The sequence below is a fragment of the Lysobacterales bacterium genome (assembly GCA_014946745.1).
GTDB lineage: Bacteria > Pseudomonadota > Gammaproteobacteria > Xanthomonadales > Xanthomonadaceae > Aquimonas.
Map to the genome: position 1 here is coordinate 2,602,564 of JADCRD010000001.1, position 14,544 is coordinate 2,617,107.

At 69.8% G+C, this 14,544-nt stretch carries 12 protein-coding genes; 8 read left to right on the forward strand and 4 right to left on the reverse strand.

The window, feature by feature from the left end:
- Window positions 1–260 precede the first annotated feature (260 nt).
- Together H4O13_10330 and H4O13_10335 are read left to right on the forward strand one after the other, a co-directional pair.
- Window positions 261–518: a WGR domain-containing protein gene (locus tag H4O13_10330; protein ID MBE5315788.1), complete on the forward strand. Its 258-nt coding sequence runs from the start codon at window positions 261–263 to the stop codon at window positions 516–518.
- Complete coding sequence (locus H4O13_10335) at window positions 515–1,579, forward strand: uroporphyrinogen decarboxylase (GenBank protein ID MBE5315789.1); 1,065 nt, start codon at window positions 515–517, stop codon at window positions 1,577–1,579. Before H4O13_10330 ends, H4O13_10335 begins: the two co-directional genes overlap by 4 nt.
- Before the next feature lie 272 nt (window positions 1,580–1,851).
- On the opposite strand, the gene H4O13_10340 is transcribed toward H4O13_10335, so the two are convergent.
- A complete protein-coding gene (locus H4O13_10340) occupies window positions 1,852–5,403 on the reverse strand; it encodes a response regulator (protein ID MBE5315790.1) in 3,552 nt (1,183 codons plus the stop codon).
- 150 nt (window positions 5,404–5,553) lie between these two features.
- Between H4O13_10340 and H4O13_10345 the strand changes: the two genes are divergently transcribed.
- Genes H4O13_10345 through H4O13_10365 form a run of 5 tightly spaced genes read left to right on the forward strand, consistent with a single transcriptional unit; the run spans window position 5,554 to window position 10,342 of the window.
- Window positions 5,554–7,041, forward strand: coding sequence for a 50S ribosome-binding GTPase (locus H4O13_10345; GenBank protein ID MBE5315791.1), 1,488 nt, complete (start codon window positions 5,554–5,556; stop codon window positions 7,039–7,041).
- Window positions 7,038–7,790, forward strand: a complete 753-nt coding sequence (locus tag H4O13_10350) for a YceI family protein (protein ID MBE5315792.1) — start codon at window positions 7,038–7,040, stop codon at window positions 7,788–7,790. The genes H4O13_10345 and H4O13_10350 overlap by 4 nt, the downstream gene beginning before the upstream one ends.
- The gene (locus tag H4O13_10355; GenBank protein MBE5315793.1) at window positions 7,771–8,424 is read left to right on the forward strand and encodes a cytochrome b; all 654 of its coding nucleotides are present in this window, start codon (window positions 7,771–7,773) and stop codon (window positions 8,422–8,424) included. The genes H4O13_10350 and H4O13_10355 overlap by 20 nt, the downstream gene beginning before the upstream one ends.
- On the forward strand, window positions 8,421–8,984 hold the full coding sequence (locus H4O13_10360; protein ID MBE5315794.1) for a YceI family protein: 564 nt from the start codon (window positions 8,421–8,423) through the stop codon (window positions 8,982–8,984). The genes H4O13_10355 and H4O13_10360 overlap by 4 nt, the downstream gene beginning before the upstream one ends.
- 23 nt (window positions 8,985–9,007) lie before the next feature.
- Window positions 9,008–10,342 (forward strand): GTP-binding protein, encoded by a 1,335-nt coding sequence (locus H4O13_10365; GenBank protein MBE5315795.1) that lies wholly within the window; start codon window positions 9,008–9,010, stop codon window positions 10,340–10,342.
- Window positions 10,343–10,846: 504 nt separating this feature from the next.
- Here the strand turns inward: H4O13_10365 and H4O13_10370 are convergent.
- Both H4O13_10370 and H4O13_10375 read right to left on the reverse strand, forming a co-directional pair.
- The gene (locus tag H4O13_10370; protein MBE5315796.1) at window positions 10,847–12,358 is read right to left on the reverse strand and encodes an ammonium transporter; all 1,512 of its coding nucleotides are present in this window, start codon (window positions 12,356–12,358) and stop codon (window positions 10,847–10,849) included.
- Window positions 12,359–12,380: 22 nt separating this feature from the next.
- Window positions 12,381–12,719 (reverse strand): P-II family nitrogen regulator, encoded by a 339-nt coding sequence (locus H4O13_10375; GenBank protein MBE5315797.1) that lies wholly within the window; start codon window positions 12,717–12,719, stop codon window positions 12,381–12,383.
- A gap of 275 nt (window positions 12,720–12,994) precedes the next feature.
- Here H4O13_10375 and H4O13_10380 point away from each other — a divergent pair, with 275 nt between their 5' ends.
- Window positions 12,995–13,639 carry a response regulator transcription factor gene (locus H4O13_10380; GenBank protein ID MBE5315798.1) on the forward strand — a complete coding sequence of 215 codons (645 nt, stop codon included), beginning with the start codon at window positions 12,995–12,997 and terminating at the stop codon, window positions 13,637–13,639.
- Between the two features lie 273 nt (window positions 13,640–13,912).
- Here the strand turns inward: H4O13_10380 and H4O13_10385 are convergent, their stop codons facing one another.
- Window positions 13,913–14,494, reverse strand: a complete 582-nt coding sequence (locus H4O13_10385) for an NfuA family Fe-S biogenesis protein (protein MBE5315799.1) — start codon at window positions 14,492–14,494, stop codon at window positions 13,913–13,915.
- Window positions 14,495–14,544 lie beyond the last annotated feature (50 nt).

The window sequence follows — 14,544 nt, forward strand, 5'->3', positions numbered from 1 at the left end:
GCGCACGACGCGGACTCCGCTTCATTGGGTTCACCAAACTCGCTTGATTTCGCGTCGCGCGCTCAGCCACGAACGCCCACAAACGCCCTCGCCACAGAGGCTGCGTGTTTCGCACCCTCTGAGCGCGGATCGACGCCCACCGCGGACGCTGCTGGAAGCCCATCGCAGCAGCGCGCTGCGCCGCTGGCGGGGCGGCTGGGCGCATCCGAAGTCGTGCTGCCAGCGTCTGGGGCGCGGCCACAGCGGCTAAACTGCGCCCCATGCGAATCTTCCTGCAGCAGCCGCCGGCCGCCGGCGAGCCCACCCGCTACCACAAGCTCACCCTCGAACAGGACCTGCTCGGCAGCTGGTGGCTGCACCGCGAGAGCGGCCAGGTCGGCGGTCGCGCCACCGCCAAGCGCGAGGTCTACCCTGGCCAGATCGAGGCACTTGCCGCCTTTGAAGCCGCCCGCGACGCCCAGCTGAAGCGCGGCTTCCGCATCACCTTTTCCGAAGGCGCGGAGGCGCCGCGTCGATGACATTCGAACCGCTGAAGAACGACCGCTTCCTGCGCGCGCTGCGGCGCGAGCCGGTGGACTGCACACCCATCTGGATCATGCGCCAGGCGGGCCGTTACCTGCCGGAGTACCGTGACAGTCGCGCCCGCGCCGGCAGCTTCCTGGCGATGGCCAAGAACCCGGACTTCGCCTGCGAAGTCACCCTGCAGCCGCTGGACCGCTTCCCGCTGGACGCGGCCATCCTGTTCTCCGACATCCTGACCGTGCCCGACGCGATGGGGCTGGGTCTGTACTTCGCCGAAGGCGAAGGCCCGAAGTTCGAGCGACCAGTGCGCAGCGAGGCCGACATTGCGAAGCTCACCGTGCCCGACATGGCGCAGGACCTGGGCTATGTCATGGACGCCGTGAGCCTGATCCGCCGTGAGCTGCGTGGGCGGGTGCCGCTGATCGGATTCTCCGGCAGCCCGTGGACCCTGGCTTGCTACATGGTGGAAGGCGGCGGCTCGGACAATTTCTCGAAGATCAAGGCGATGGCGCTGAATGCGCCAGCCGCCCTGCACCGCCTGCTGGAAGTCACCACCGAGGCGGTGATCGCCTACCTCGCCGCGCAGCGCGCGGCAGGCGCCCAGGCCCTGCAGGTCTTCGACACCTGGGGCGGGGTCTTGAGCCCGCGCCTGTACCGCGAGTTCTCGCTGCGCTACTTGAAGCGCATCGCCGAGGCCCTGGACCGCGGCGAAGGCGCCGAGCGCACCCCGCTGATCCTGTTCGGCCGCGGCAACGGCCCCTACCTCGCCGAGCTGGCGGACACCGGTGCCGAAGCCTTGGGCGTGGACTGGCTCACCGACCTGTCGGAAGCCCGCGCCCGCACTGGCGGCCGGGTGGCCCTGCAGGGCAACCTCGATCCCTGCGTGCTCTACGCCGAGCCCGAGGTCATCCGCAGCGAAGTGGCGGCAACGCTCGCCTCGTATGGCGAAGGCCCCGGGCACGTCTTCAACCTCGGCCACGGCGTTTCGCCAGACATGCAGCCCGAGCACGTGGCGGCGCTTGTGGAGGCAGTGCACGCGCTCAGCCGGAAGCCCTGATCCTGCGAGCGCAAAGCGCACTACGGCGGGCCGCTGCGGGGCTGGCGGCGAGAGGCTGAGCGGATTGCAGGCGCCCTCACTCACGGGCGGATCGCGCTGCTAGAGCGGTGGCGCACCTGCGGCCACACGGATCGCGTCGATCGCGAATCCTGATCCTTGGCCGCATCGGCGGCGCGCGTTCGGACTCGCCCCGGCTGAATCCGGCCGCGCCTTCCCGATCCTGCGGCGCGCGCTGCCGCGCGTCCGGCACGCCTGCTGTCCTGGGCCTCGCGCTAGACCCCAGCGCCCAGCGCCGTGCGCAGCGCCTCGGCTTCCGCGGGCTTGCGCAGAAACAGGTCGAAGCCCGCACGTTGCGCCTGCACTTCGCTCGCGGCATCCGCACGGGCAGTGAGCGCGACGAGGCGCGGCACGCGTCCCTTCAGCAGGCTGGCCAGCTCGAAACCGTCCACGCCAGGCAGGTCGATATCCAGCACGGCAACATCGAAGGCGTGCGCCTCCAGCAGCGGCAGGGCGGCCAGCGCGTGCCCGGCACGCTGGACGCGGCAGCCCCAGGCCTGCATGAGCCCGGCGAGAGCCTCGGCGACATCGGGATGGTCCTCGACCAGCAAGACCGTGAGTGCGAGGGGCACCGGAGCAGCGCAGGGCGTCACTGCGGCCGAGGTCGCAGTCGCGGGGCCGCGCACGGGAAGCGCCAGATCCAGCGCGAAGCAGCTGCCCACGCCCGGCTGACTGGTCGCACTGACGCCACCGCCCATGGCCTCGGCGAGCTGACGACTGATCGACAGCCCCAGCCCGCTGCCGCCGTGCTCACGCGCGGTGCGCTCGCCGTCGGCCTGAGCAAAGGGCTGGAACAGGCCTGCCAGCTGTGACTCACTGAGGCCTGGCCCCGTGTCCCGCACTTCGAAGCGCAGTCGCGTGAGCGGGTCAGTTTCTGCGCCTGCCGCTGAAACGGTCAGCGCGACCCTGCCTTGGCGAGTGAACTTGATGGCGTTGCTCAGCAGGTTCAACAGAATCTGCTGCAGCCGCACGGGATCAACCTCCACCTGCAGCGCGGCTGCGGGCTCAATCGTCAACTCGAAGTCCAGATCCTTGGCCAGGGCGAGCGGACGCTGCAGCTCAGCGACTTCGAACAGCAGCACCGGCAGATCGACCGGCTGCGGCAGCAGCTCCAGCCGACCCGCTTCGATCCGCGCCACATCAAGCGCTTCGTTCACCAGCCGCAGCATCATCTGGCCCGAGCGCCGCACGGCCTCGGCCTGGCGCCGCTGCTCGGGGCTGAGCGACGAGGCCAGCAGCAGCGCGTTCATGCCAAGCAGGCCGGCCATCGGCGTGCGCACTTCATGCCCCAGCGTGGCGAGAAAGCGCCCCTTGGCCTCAGAGGCCTCCTGGGCCAGACGCTGGGCCTGTTCCGCCATGCGCAGGCGGTAGCGTGCCGCCAGCCGGCGACGATAGCCCGCCACCGACAGCATCAGGATCAGCAGCGCCAGCAGGGCGTAGGCCAGCCGCGCCGCCGGCGTCCACCACCAGGGCAAAGCAACCTCGATGTCGCGGATCTGCACCGGCAACCAGCGGCCGTCGGCGCCCGCGGCGCTCACGTGCAGGCGGAAGCTGCCGGCCGGCAGCTGCGCATACGCACGCTCGGGCACGTGACCGGTCTCGATCCAGCCGGGGTCGATGCCTTCAAGCTTGAAGCGGTAGGCGTGCGTGCCGGGGTCGGCGAACGACAGCAGCCGCAGCCCGATACGCAGGTCGCGGTCGCCGTGGCGCAGCTGGATCGGGCCGTCCGGAAGCTCGATGCGCTGACCGCGGCGGATCACCGAGGCCGCATGCCAGTGCAGCGGTGAGGGCTTGATCGGGCCGCGCAGACGCGCGGGGTCGAACACCACCACGCCGCCCAGCGTGAGCGCGGCGATGTAGCCCTCGCGCGTGCGCAGCGGCGCCTGCCGGGTGCGGAATTCGCTGCTGGGCAAGCCGTTGCGCTCGGTGAACTGGCGCAGCTCGGCCAGCTCGCCCGCGCGCGGCGGGCGGTAGCGGAACAATCCACGACCGGTGGTCAGCCAGACCTCGCCCTCGGGCAGCACCAACAGGCCGCCCGATTCCAACTCGGGCAGGCCGGCCTTGGCGCCGATTCCTTCGATGCGCTCCAGGGCAGTGCCATCCCAACGATGCCGCTCCAGGCCGGTCAGATGGTGCAGCCAGAGTTCGTCTCGGCCCTGGAACGCAAAGCCGAAGACGCGCGCGCGCGTTGACCCCGGCACCGCCGCGAACTCGCCTCCCTCCGGCGGACGCCGGTACAGCCCGCCGGGGCCCGCCCACCAGATCGCGCCGTCCGGCGCGCGCGCCAGATGTTCGGTCTCAACCAGGGCACCACCGTCGGCGGGGCCGCCGAAACTGCGCAACACCCGGCCCTGTGTATCGCGCAGCTGCAGCCCGCCGCCGACCACGCCCAGCCAGATGCCCTCGGGCGTTTCCAGCAGATGGTCGATCTCACCGCTCGGCACGGCATGTTCGCCCGTGGTGCCAAAGCGCTGCTCGCTGCCGTCGGCAAAGCGGATCAGGAGCCCATCCACCAAGCCCAGCCACAGGCTGCCGTCGGCGCGCTCCAGCACCGAGCGCGGACGGTTCGGAGCCAGATCATCGCCTGAGCGCAGCGTGCGAATCGCGCCCGTGCGCAGGTCAAGGTGTTCGATCTCGAAGGCGTTGCCGACCACCAGCAGGCTGCCGTCGCGCGACTCGGCGAGGCTGAGCGGCACCGAACCGCCGCGCTCGGGCTCGCGGCGCAGCACGCTGAAATCGCGCCAGGCCGGCGGCAGGCGCGCCAGGCCACCACCGTCGGAGGCGAACCACAGTCCGTCTTCGTGGTCGCGCAGGATCGACATCACCATGCGCCCGGGGAACGCCCAGCGCTGGCCAGGCTGCACTTCGGCGGCGATCCAGTCCTGCCCGCGCAGGCTCTGCACGCCAGATGTCAGCCCCACCCACAGATGGCCGTCGCCTTCGTCGAGGATCGACAGCACGTTGGCGCTCGGAAATCCGGGCCAACGCTCGAAGCGTGGGCCAGTCTCAGCGAGATCGAAGCGCCACAGCGCATCGGAGCTGCCCACGTGCAGGCCACCGTCGGCGCGCTCGGCAAGCTGCCACACCCAGTGGCCGCGCGCGGAGTCGGAGGGTGGCCGATGGCAGTCGAAGCCCGCGCCCTGGTGCCGACACAGCCCGCCGGCCGTACCGATCCACAGCGTGCCGTCGTCCGCGTGCAGCAGCGAAAGCACGGTGTCGTCGCTGAGGCTGTCGGCGCGCGCCGGATCATGGCGGAACACCTCCAGCTCGCCGCGCTCGACATGCATGCGATACAGGCCCGTTCGAAACCCGCCGAACCACAGGCTGCCGTCGGCCGCACTGCTGATCGCGAACACATCATCGGCCTCGATGCGCGGATCGGTGCTGCGGTTGAAGTGGCGAAAGCGTACCGGCCGGCGCGAGCTCATCAGACTGATGCCCCCACCCTCGGTGGCCACCCAGAGGCGGCCGCTGCGATCGACATGCAGGGCCTGCGCATTGTTGCCCGGCAGCGACTCGGGGTCGTCCGAGGCATGCCGGAACACTTCGAAGCCGACGCCGTCGTAGCGGGCCAGGCCTTCGATGCTGCCGAGCCAGAGAAACCCTTCGTGATCCTGCGCGAGCGTGTAGATCTTGCTCGAAGGCAGGCCGTCGGCAGTGCCGAAGCTGTCGAACAGCGGCGTCTCCGGCAGCGGCGGCGCCGCCCACGCGGCGGCGGTGAAGCCCGAGACAAGCGCCAAAGCACAGAGGCAACGCGGAAAGCGCATCGGTTCAAAGCCTGATCAATCGCTTGAGGCCGCATCCTGCCACAGGCCCTCGCGCAACGCGCCGTTCCAGCCCCGCAACGGCCGGCGATGCGCGGCTGACAACAACGGTCCGTAGAATCGGGGCCCGAGTTCCCGAGAGACCGCTCCCGCGTGCGCCGACACGGTGACCCCCTGCGACTGCTGCTTGCCCTGCTCGCCCTTGTGGCGACCGCGGCTCTGCTGTTCCTGGGCCTGGCCCTGCTCGAACGCAGCCTGGACGTCTGGACGCAACTGCAGGCCCTGCCCGGCTGGCTGCGCGCGCTGCTGCTCGCGGTGCTGACGGCGTTCGCGGCGGCGGGGGCGTGGCTCGCACTGCGCCTGCTGCGCGGCGGCCCGGGCCGCGCGCCGCGCGCCGAGCCCATCGACCGCGCGCGCATCGAGGCCCGCCTTGAAGCGCTGGAAGCCAAGGGTGAGGCCGCCGACTTCGCCCGCGGCGAGCTGGCCGAACTGGACGCGCGACGCCTGCGCGGGGTGCTGCAGCTGGCCCTGTTCGGCGACATCTCGGCCGGCAAGAGCAGCCTGGTGCGCGCCCTGGTACCCGAGGCCGAGGTCGCGATCGACGTGCGCGGCGGCTCGACCATCGACATCCGCCACCACCGCGCCGAGTTTGCCGGCCATGCGCTGGAAATCGCCGACGTGCCCGGCACCCATGGCGCCGAGGGCGCAGCGCTGTCGGAACTCGCGCGCGCGGAGGCCGCGCGTGCGCACGCTTTGCTGTACGTCTGCGAAGGCGACCTGACCCGCGGCCAGGACGCCGACCTGCGCGCCCTCGCGCGCTTCGGCCGGCCGCTGTTCCTGCTGCTGAACAAATCCGACCGGTACATGGACAGCGAGCGCGCCGCCCTGCTCGCCCATCTGCAGCAGCGCTATGCGCCCCTCGGCCTGCGCGTGCTGGCGGTCAGCGCCGGTCATCGCGAGCGGCTGCAGCGCATCGACGCGGACGGCAACGAAACCACCTTGGAACGCGTGCGCACCGCCGATCTCGGCGAGCTGCCGCAAGCCCTGCGCGCGCTCGCCCGCGTCGAAGCCCACACCCTGGAGCCCGCCCGCGAAGCCGCGACGCTGGCCGCGCTCGACGCGCGCATGGCCGAGGCCGAACAGGCCGCGCGCAGCCGCGAGTCGGAGGCCATCTTGCGCCGCTACACCCGCCGTGCGCTGGTCGCCGCGCTCGCCACCGTCGCCCCCGGCACCGATCTAATCATCCAGGGCGGGCTGGCGGCCGCGATGCTGCACGAGCTTGCCCGCCTGCACGGCCGCAGCCTGCGCGATCTCGATGTCGATGCGTTTCTGAAAGCCGCCGGCGGCCGCGTGCGCAGCCACAGCGCGGTGCTGCTTGCGATCGCCGGCAATGCCCTGAAGGCCTTCCCCGGCCTGGGCACCCTGGGCGGCGGCCTGGTGCATGCGGTGGCCTATGGCCTGCTGTTCGACGCGCTGGGGCGGGCTGCGGCTGAAGCCTTGGCCCAGGGCAGCGCGCTGGATCGCACAGCGACTCTGGATGCCTTCGAGCAGCAGCTGGCGGCGCCGCGCGCGGAAGCTCTGAAACGACTTGCCACACTGGGCATGGAAGCGATCCGCGGCGAACGTGAGGTGCAGCGATGAGACGGACCACGAACCTGCTCGGCACAGCAGCGATCCTCGCGCTCGCAGCCCACAGCGCGCAGGCCGAGCGCTACGCCATAGACCCCGTGCACAGCCGCGTGCTGATCCGGGTCTCGCACGCCGGCTTTGCGCAAGCCATGGCGACGCTGTCGGCGCCGCGCGGCTTCATCGACTACGACGCTGCCGCGCCCGGCACTGCCCGGGTGGAGGTCGAACTGCCGCTGGATCGCCTCGACTTCGGCGATGCCGACTGGAACCGCCGCATGGCGAGGCGCGACTACTTCGACAGCGAGCGTCATCCCACCGCGCGCTTCGTCTCCACATCGGTGCACGCGGGCACGGACGGGGAACTTCGGGTCGAGGGTCTGCTCGAACTGCGCGGTGAGCGCGTGCGGGTCACGCTGGCCGCCCGCATCAACCGCATCGGCCGCGACCTGCCCTACGTGCCGCGGCACAGCCTCGGTGCCTCGGCCACCGCCACGCTTGACCGCCGCGACTTCGGCATGGACCGGCACGCCGGGGCGGTCGGCAACGCGGTCGAGGTGTGGATCGAGGTGGAAGCGCGCCGGCAGCGCCGCGGCGAGCGCGATGGCAAGGGCGGCGCCTCAAACGAGACCGGCGCGCGCGATCCCAGCGCAGACCGCAACCCGAGCGATGCGGAAGCGGCGAAACCGTCCAACGCCACGCGCACACCTCCACAGCCACCCGACACCGACGAGACCCGCGACCATGCCACTGCGCAGCACTGACATCACCTGGGGCTGGGGCAGCCAGTTCTTCCACTGGGCCACCGCGCTCGCCATTCTCGCCACCGCCTTCGTCGGGCTCACCATGGAGGACGTGGATGCGCTCTGGTACTACGGCCTGCACAAGTCACTCGGCATGACGGTACTGGGCCTCGTGGTGCTGCGCATGCTGTGGCGGCTGGTCGATCGCCGCCCGCCCTACCCTACCGGCATGCCGGCCTGGCAGCGTCTGGCCTCCAGCGGCGCGCATGCGCTGATCTACGCCTCGATGCTGGTGATGCCGCTGTCCGGCTGGCTGTACAACTCGGCCGCGCGTCGGCCGCTGGACTGGTTCGGTGCCTTCAAGATTCCAAGTCTCACGGCACTCGACCGCGAGACCCAGACCTACAGCGTGCTCGGCTTCGATGCGCCGGGCTTCATCGACACCCCGCAGAAGCTGCGCGCGCTGGCGGGCGACGTGCACGAGACGCTGTTCTACGCCGGCGCGGTGCTGATCGCGATCCACGTGGCCGCCGCGCTCAAGCACCATTTCCACGACCGCGACGCCACGCTGGCGCGGATGGTGCCGGGGCTGACCCCGCCCGCACCTCGCGCAACCCCACCGCTTGATCCCACCGACCCCAAGGATTCGCCATGAACCTGCGTCGCCTCGGCACACGCACCGCCGCCGTCGGCCTGCTGGCCGCACTTGCCCTGCCTGCCTTCGCCAGCGATTGGACCGCCGACCCGGCGGCCTCGAAGCTCGCTTTCGTCGCCGAATACAGCGAAGGGCCCATCGACGGCCGCTTCAACCGCTTCGCGCCGAGCATCCGCTTCGATCCGGCCGACCTGGCCTCCGCGCGCTTCGACGTCGAGATCGATCTCGCCAGCGTCAGCACCGGCGACGAGGAGTGGGATGGCTATCTGGTGGGCGAGGAGTTCTTCAACGTCGAGGGCTTTCCGAAAGCGCACTACCGCGCCGAGCGCTTCGAAGCGCGCGACGGCGGCTTCGTCGCCCTGGGCACGCTGGAGCTGCGGGGCGTGCAGCAGCCCGTGGAGCTGAGTTTCACCTTCGAGACGAGCGGCGACGGCGCCACGCTGAAGGGCAGCGCCCAGCTCGACCGCATCGCCTTTGGCGTCGGCGGCGGTGACTGGGAAGATCCCGACACCATCGCGCATGGGGTGAAGGTCGAGACCGAGCTGAAGCTCAGCCGCTGATGGCCTCGGCCCTGACGCGCTGGATGAAGCGTCTTGCCGCCCGATTCCGGCGCGGCGAGACGTCATCGACGCCTGCGGGCGAGGATCCGCTGCTGCGCGCGGCCGACAGCCTCCGCAGCCTGCTTGACGACCCTTCCATTCCCGCCGAGATCCGTCGCGAACTCGCGGCCGACTATGCCGAAGTCGAAGCGATGCTCGGCCGGCTTGAGCAGGGCCAGATCCACCTCGCCGCCTTCGGCCGCGTCAGCGTCGGCAAGAGCTCGCTGCTGAACGCGCTGGCCGGCAGCGAAGCCTTCGAAACCGGCGTCCTGCACGGCACCACCACCGCGCGCGGTCAGCAGGCCTGGCGCGAGGCCGCTGCGCACGGCGTGCAGCTCATCGACACGCCCGGCATCAACGAACTCTCCGGCGAGGCGCGCGAGAAGCTGGCCTTCGAGGTCGCGCGCCGCTCCGACCTGATCCTGTTCGTGGTCGATGGCGACCTCACTCAGATCGAGCTCGACGCGCTCCGCCTGCTCGCCGCGCAGCAGCGGCCGCTGCTGCTGGTGCTGAACAAGGCCGACCGCTATCGCAGCGACGAGCTCGACACCCTGCGCGCGCGCCTGCTGGAGCACACCCGCGGCCTGATCCAGCCCGAGAACCTGCTGTCGGCGCGCGCCCAGCCTGCGCCAGAGCGCGTGCTGCGCGTCGACGCGCAGGGCCGTGAGCAGCTGGATAGCCGGCCGCGCAGCATCGATGTCGGTGAGGTCCGCGCCCGCGTCTTCGCCATCCTCGAAGCCGAGGGCAAGGCCTTGGCTGCGCTCAACGCCGCACTCTTCGCGGGCGAGCTCGCGGACAGCGTGGGGGAGCGCCTGACCCGCATGCGCGCCGAGCTGGCCGCGCGCATCACCCGCAGCTATTGCCTGGCCAAGGGCATGGCGGTGGCGCTGAATCCGGTGCCGGTCGCCGATCTGCTCGCCGCTGCCGCACTCGACGTCGCGCTCGTCGTGCACCTGTCGAAGCTCTATGCGCTGCCGATGAGCCGCGCCGAAGCCAGCCGTCTGCTGGCCACGGTGGTCGCCCAGCTGGCAGCGCTGATGGGCGCGATCTGGGGCGTGCACCTGGTGGCCTCGGCACTGAAGGGCATGAGCGCGGGCCTGTCCACTGCCCTCACCGCGGCCGCCCAAGGCGCGCTGGCCTGGTACGCCACCCTGCTGGTCGCGCGCTCGGCCGAGCGCTATCTGGCGCAGGGCAAGAGCTGGGGCGACAAGGGGCCGAAGCGCGTGGTCGCCGAGATCGTGGAAAGCCTGGATCGCGACTCGGTGCTACGCGAAGCGCGCGAGGAGATCCTGCGCCGCTTGCGCAAGCGCGGGGACTAACAGGCTGTTGAAAAACAGCCTGCAAGCCCGGCCAGGGATGGCCGGGACGACCAAGCGAGCGCAGGCGATGGATGTGTCGTGAGGCGGTACCGACCTGCGCCGGACCGCCGACTTGAAAAACTCCCCGGAAGGGAGTTCTTCAACACGGTGCCAAGGGCGAAGCGGCGCGCTCACGCACCACCGATCCGCGCGGCAATGGGCGTCCGAGCGCTGTCCGCGAGGGCAAGGGAATTGGGATTTGCAAGTACGCGCGCACGCAGCCGCTGTCGCGGATCCCCAGTCTCGAATCTCGGCCCCCGAAAAAGTGAGGGCGAAGCCGGTCGCCCGGCTTCGCCCTCTGGCCAGACTGTCGCAGCCCCCGCGAACGACAGTCGTGCTCGGTGCGGAAGCGCGGCGCCCTGCGCCGGCTTCCTTGAGTTCAGGGCATCCCTGCCCGCTCCACTTCCTCCCCTCGATGCTGCGCTGGCCCAATCCCCCGACCGGCCAGCGCAGCCTGCAACTGCCTCAGTTGTAGGCCGACTCGCCGTGGGCGCTGAGGTCGAGACCCTCGCGCTGCTCGTCGTCGCTGACCCGCAGGCCAAGCACTACGCGGATCAGGCTGAGCGCGACGAAGGTGACCACTGCAGACCACACGATGGTGATGATCACGGCCTCGGCCTGGATCAGAACCTGCGAGGCGATCGAGAAGTCTTCCGCACCGCCGCCACCGAAGCTGGGCGCGGCGAACACGCCGGTCAGCAGCGCGCCAACGATGCCGCCGACGCCATGCACGCCAAAGACATCGGCGGTGTCGTCCGCCTTCAGCAGGCGCTTCAGGCCGGTGACGCCCCAGAAGCAGACCAGCCCGGAGATCAGGCCAATCGCGATCGCACCCATCACGCCGACGGTGCCGCAGGCCGGCGTGATTGCGACGAGACCCGCCACGGCACCCGAAGCGCCGCCCAGCATCGAGGCCTTGCCGCGCAGGATGCCCTCGGCGGCCGACCATGCGACCACGGCGGCGGCCGTCGCCATCAGCGTGTTGATGAAGGCCAGCGCGGTGCCGCCGTTGGCTTCGAGATTGGAGCCGGCGTTGAAGCCGAACCAGCCGACCCACAGCAGCGAGGCGCCGACCATGGTCAGCACCAGGTTGTGCGGCGTCAGGTGCTCACGTCCATAGCCCAGGCGCTTGCCGACCATGTAGGCCGCGACCAGGCCCGCCACGCCAGCATTGATGTGCACCACCGTGCCGCCAGCGAAATCCAGCGCGCCCTTCTCGAACAGGTAGCCGCCGCCAGCCCAGACCATGTGCGCGATCGGCAGATAGCAGAAGGTGAACCACAGCACCGCGAACACCAGCACCGACAGGAACTTCATGCGCTCGGCGAAGGCGCCGACGATCAGCGCACAGGTGAGACCTGCAAAGGTCGACTGGAAGGCGACGAAGATCAGCTCGGGAATCATCACGCCATCGGTGAAGGTGGCGGCGAGCGAGTCGGTGGTGATGCCTTTCAGAAAAAGCGCATCCAGACTGCCGATCCAGGCATTGCCGCCGACGAAGGCGAGGCTGTAGCCGTACACCGCCCACAGCACCAGGATCAGCGAGAACACCGTCATCACCTGCATCAACACCGACAGCATGTTCTTGGCGCGCACCAGGCCGCCGTAGAACAGGGCCAGGCCAGGCACCGCCATCATCACGACCAGCAGGGTGGAGACCAGCATCCAGGTGACGTCGCCCTTGTCGACCGTGGGCGCGGGCGCGGCCTCTTCGCTGGCGGCAGCCGGTTCGGCGACGGCGGCCTCGGCGGCAGGCGCAGGTGTCGCCTCGGCGGGAACCGCCTCGGCCACGGCTGCAGGTGGGGCCGCAGCGGCTGCCGCCGGGTCAACAGCCGGTGCGGGTTCAGCGACGGGTGCGGGTGTGGCCGCTGGCGCGGCGTCCTGCGCGAAAGCGAAGGGGGTGAACGTCAGAAGCGCAGCCAGCAGCAGAGGCGACACTGCGCTGCGCAGGCGGGCGGACAGGTGGCTCGTGTTCATGTGTTTCTCCTGTGCGCGCTGCTCAGACCGCGTCCGCGCCGGTTTCACCGGTACGGATGCGGACCACCTGTTCGATGGGAGTGACGAAGATCTTGCCGTCGCCGGTCTTGCCGGTGCGCGCGGCCTGGCTGATCGCCTCGATGACCACTTCGACACGGTCTTCGGCGACTGCGGTCTCGATCTTCACCTTGGGCAGAAAATCGACCACGTACTCGGCGCCGCGGTACAGCTCGGTGTGGCCCTTCTGTCGGCCGAAGCCCTTGACCTCGGTGATCGTGATGCCGGAGACACCGGCCTGCGACAGCGCTTCACGCACTTCGTCGAGCTTGAACGGGCGGATGATGGCGGTGATCAGCTTCATCGGCGGATCTCCAGTTGCTGCGTGCGCATGGGCGCTCCCCTTGTGTGTGAATCCCCAGTGAGGGCCTCAGCACAGGGCGTGCCAGCTCCTGCAGTGCAGCATTGGATTCTTCAAGCGGTTGATTTATCGGCTTATGACTCGATGGGCACAGCAGCAAAACGCCCCGTTCTGGTGCAAGCAACACTCAACCTCACCGTACTGGGGCGATTCCGCGTGCACGGCACTGGACCTTTGCCCTACCGACGCTGGCCGCCGCCGCCGCTACCATCGCGCGGATGAGCACCCTGTTGATCGCCGACGACCACCCGCTGTTCCGCGCCGCGCTGTCTCAGGCCGTACGCGGGCTGGATGCGGCCCACGTGGTGCTGGAGGCCGACAGTCTGGACGCCGCGCGTTCGCAGCTGCTGGCGCATCCCGAAATCGATCTGCTGCTGCTCGATCTCAACATGCCGGACAGTCAGGGGCTGATGGGACTCGCAGCGCTGCGCGGCGAGTTTCCCGGCGTGTTGGTGCTGATGGTGTCGGCGCAGGACGATCCCGACATCGTGCGCCGAGCGCTGGCCTATGGCGCCGCCGGCTACGTGCCGAAGAGCCTCGATCTCGACGGTATCCGCGCCGCCCTCGACGCCGTGCTGTCCGGTGACACCTGGCTGCCGCCCGCGCTGAAACCCGCCGTCGACGCCCAGCCGGCGCGCGACGAGGACCGCGACATCTCAAGTCGCCTGGCGCGGCTCACCCCGCAGCAGATTCGCGTGCTGCAGCTGCTGGCCCAGGGCAGGCTCAACAAGCAGATCGCCGATACGCTCGGCATCCAGGAACGCACCGTCAAAGCCCACGTCAGCGCGATCTTCGAGCGGCTGGGCGTGCGCAACCGGACGCAGGCGGGGGTGTTGCTGGGATCGCTGGAGCTGGGCAGGTAGGTGGGAGCCGGGATTCGGGATTCGGGATTCGGGATTCGAAAGAGCTTGAGGCTTCGCGCTCCCATTGCCGCAAGGGGAGTTGCCGGTGATTGCCCACCCGATGTCATCCACTGCGCACGCGCGGCACCTGATCTGGAAAAGTCACCCAGGACCACGCACAACGGAGCCAAGGCGCAGGGCACTCGATCCCCCGGGCGCTATCACCTGCGGGCGCCCGCTTCTACGAATCCCCAATCCCCAATCCCCAATCCCGCTTCGCCTGAGCCCAAAGGCTCAGGCGAAGTACGGCATCTCACCCTTGGCGTGATCCGTCGCGTCGCGCACCGCGCGCACTTCGGGCACGCGCTGCATCAGGGTTTTCTCAACGCCGTTCTTCAAGGTGTAGTCGACCTGCTTGCAGCCCTGGCAGCCGCCACCGAAGCGCAGCACCACGATGCCGTCGGCGGTGATTTCTTCAAGGCTCACCCGGCCGCCGTGGCTGGCCACGCCCGGGTTGATCTCGGTGTCGATAACGTGCTGCACGCGCTCGACCAGGCTCGCCTCGGCGCCGGGCGGTACGCCCTTGATGCGCGGCGCGCGCACGGTCAACTGGCCACCCGTGGCCTCGCTGAGAAAGTCGATCTCGGCATCGGTGAAGTACTCGGCGCTGGCCGCCTGCAGGTACAGGATGAAGCCCTCGCACTGCACTTCCCATTCGTCGCCATCCAGATCGACCGCTTCGACAAACTCGAGTTTGGCGTCGGCGCTGGGCGTGCCGGCGCGCACCGCCGAGAGCCGGATGCCGGCGATGTCACCGCCCTGCTGCTGGATCAGGCGAACGAAATACTGCTGGGCGGCGGAGCTGATCTGGATCATGGTGCGACGGCTACCCGGGGGAATTGGGACCGAAATGGTACCGCATGACC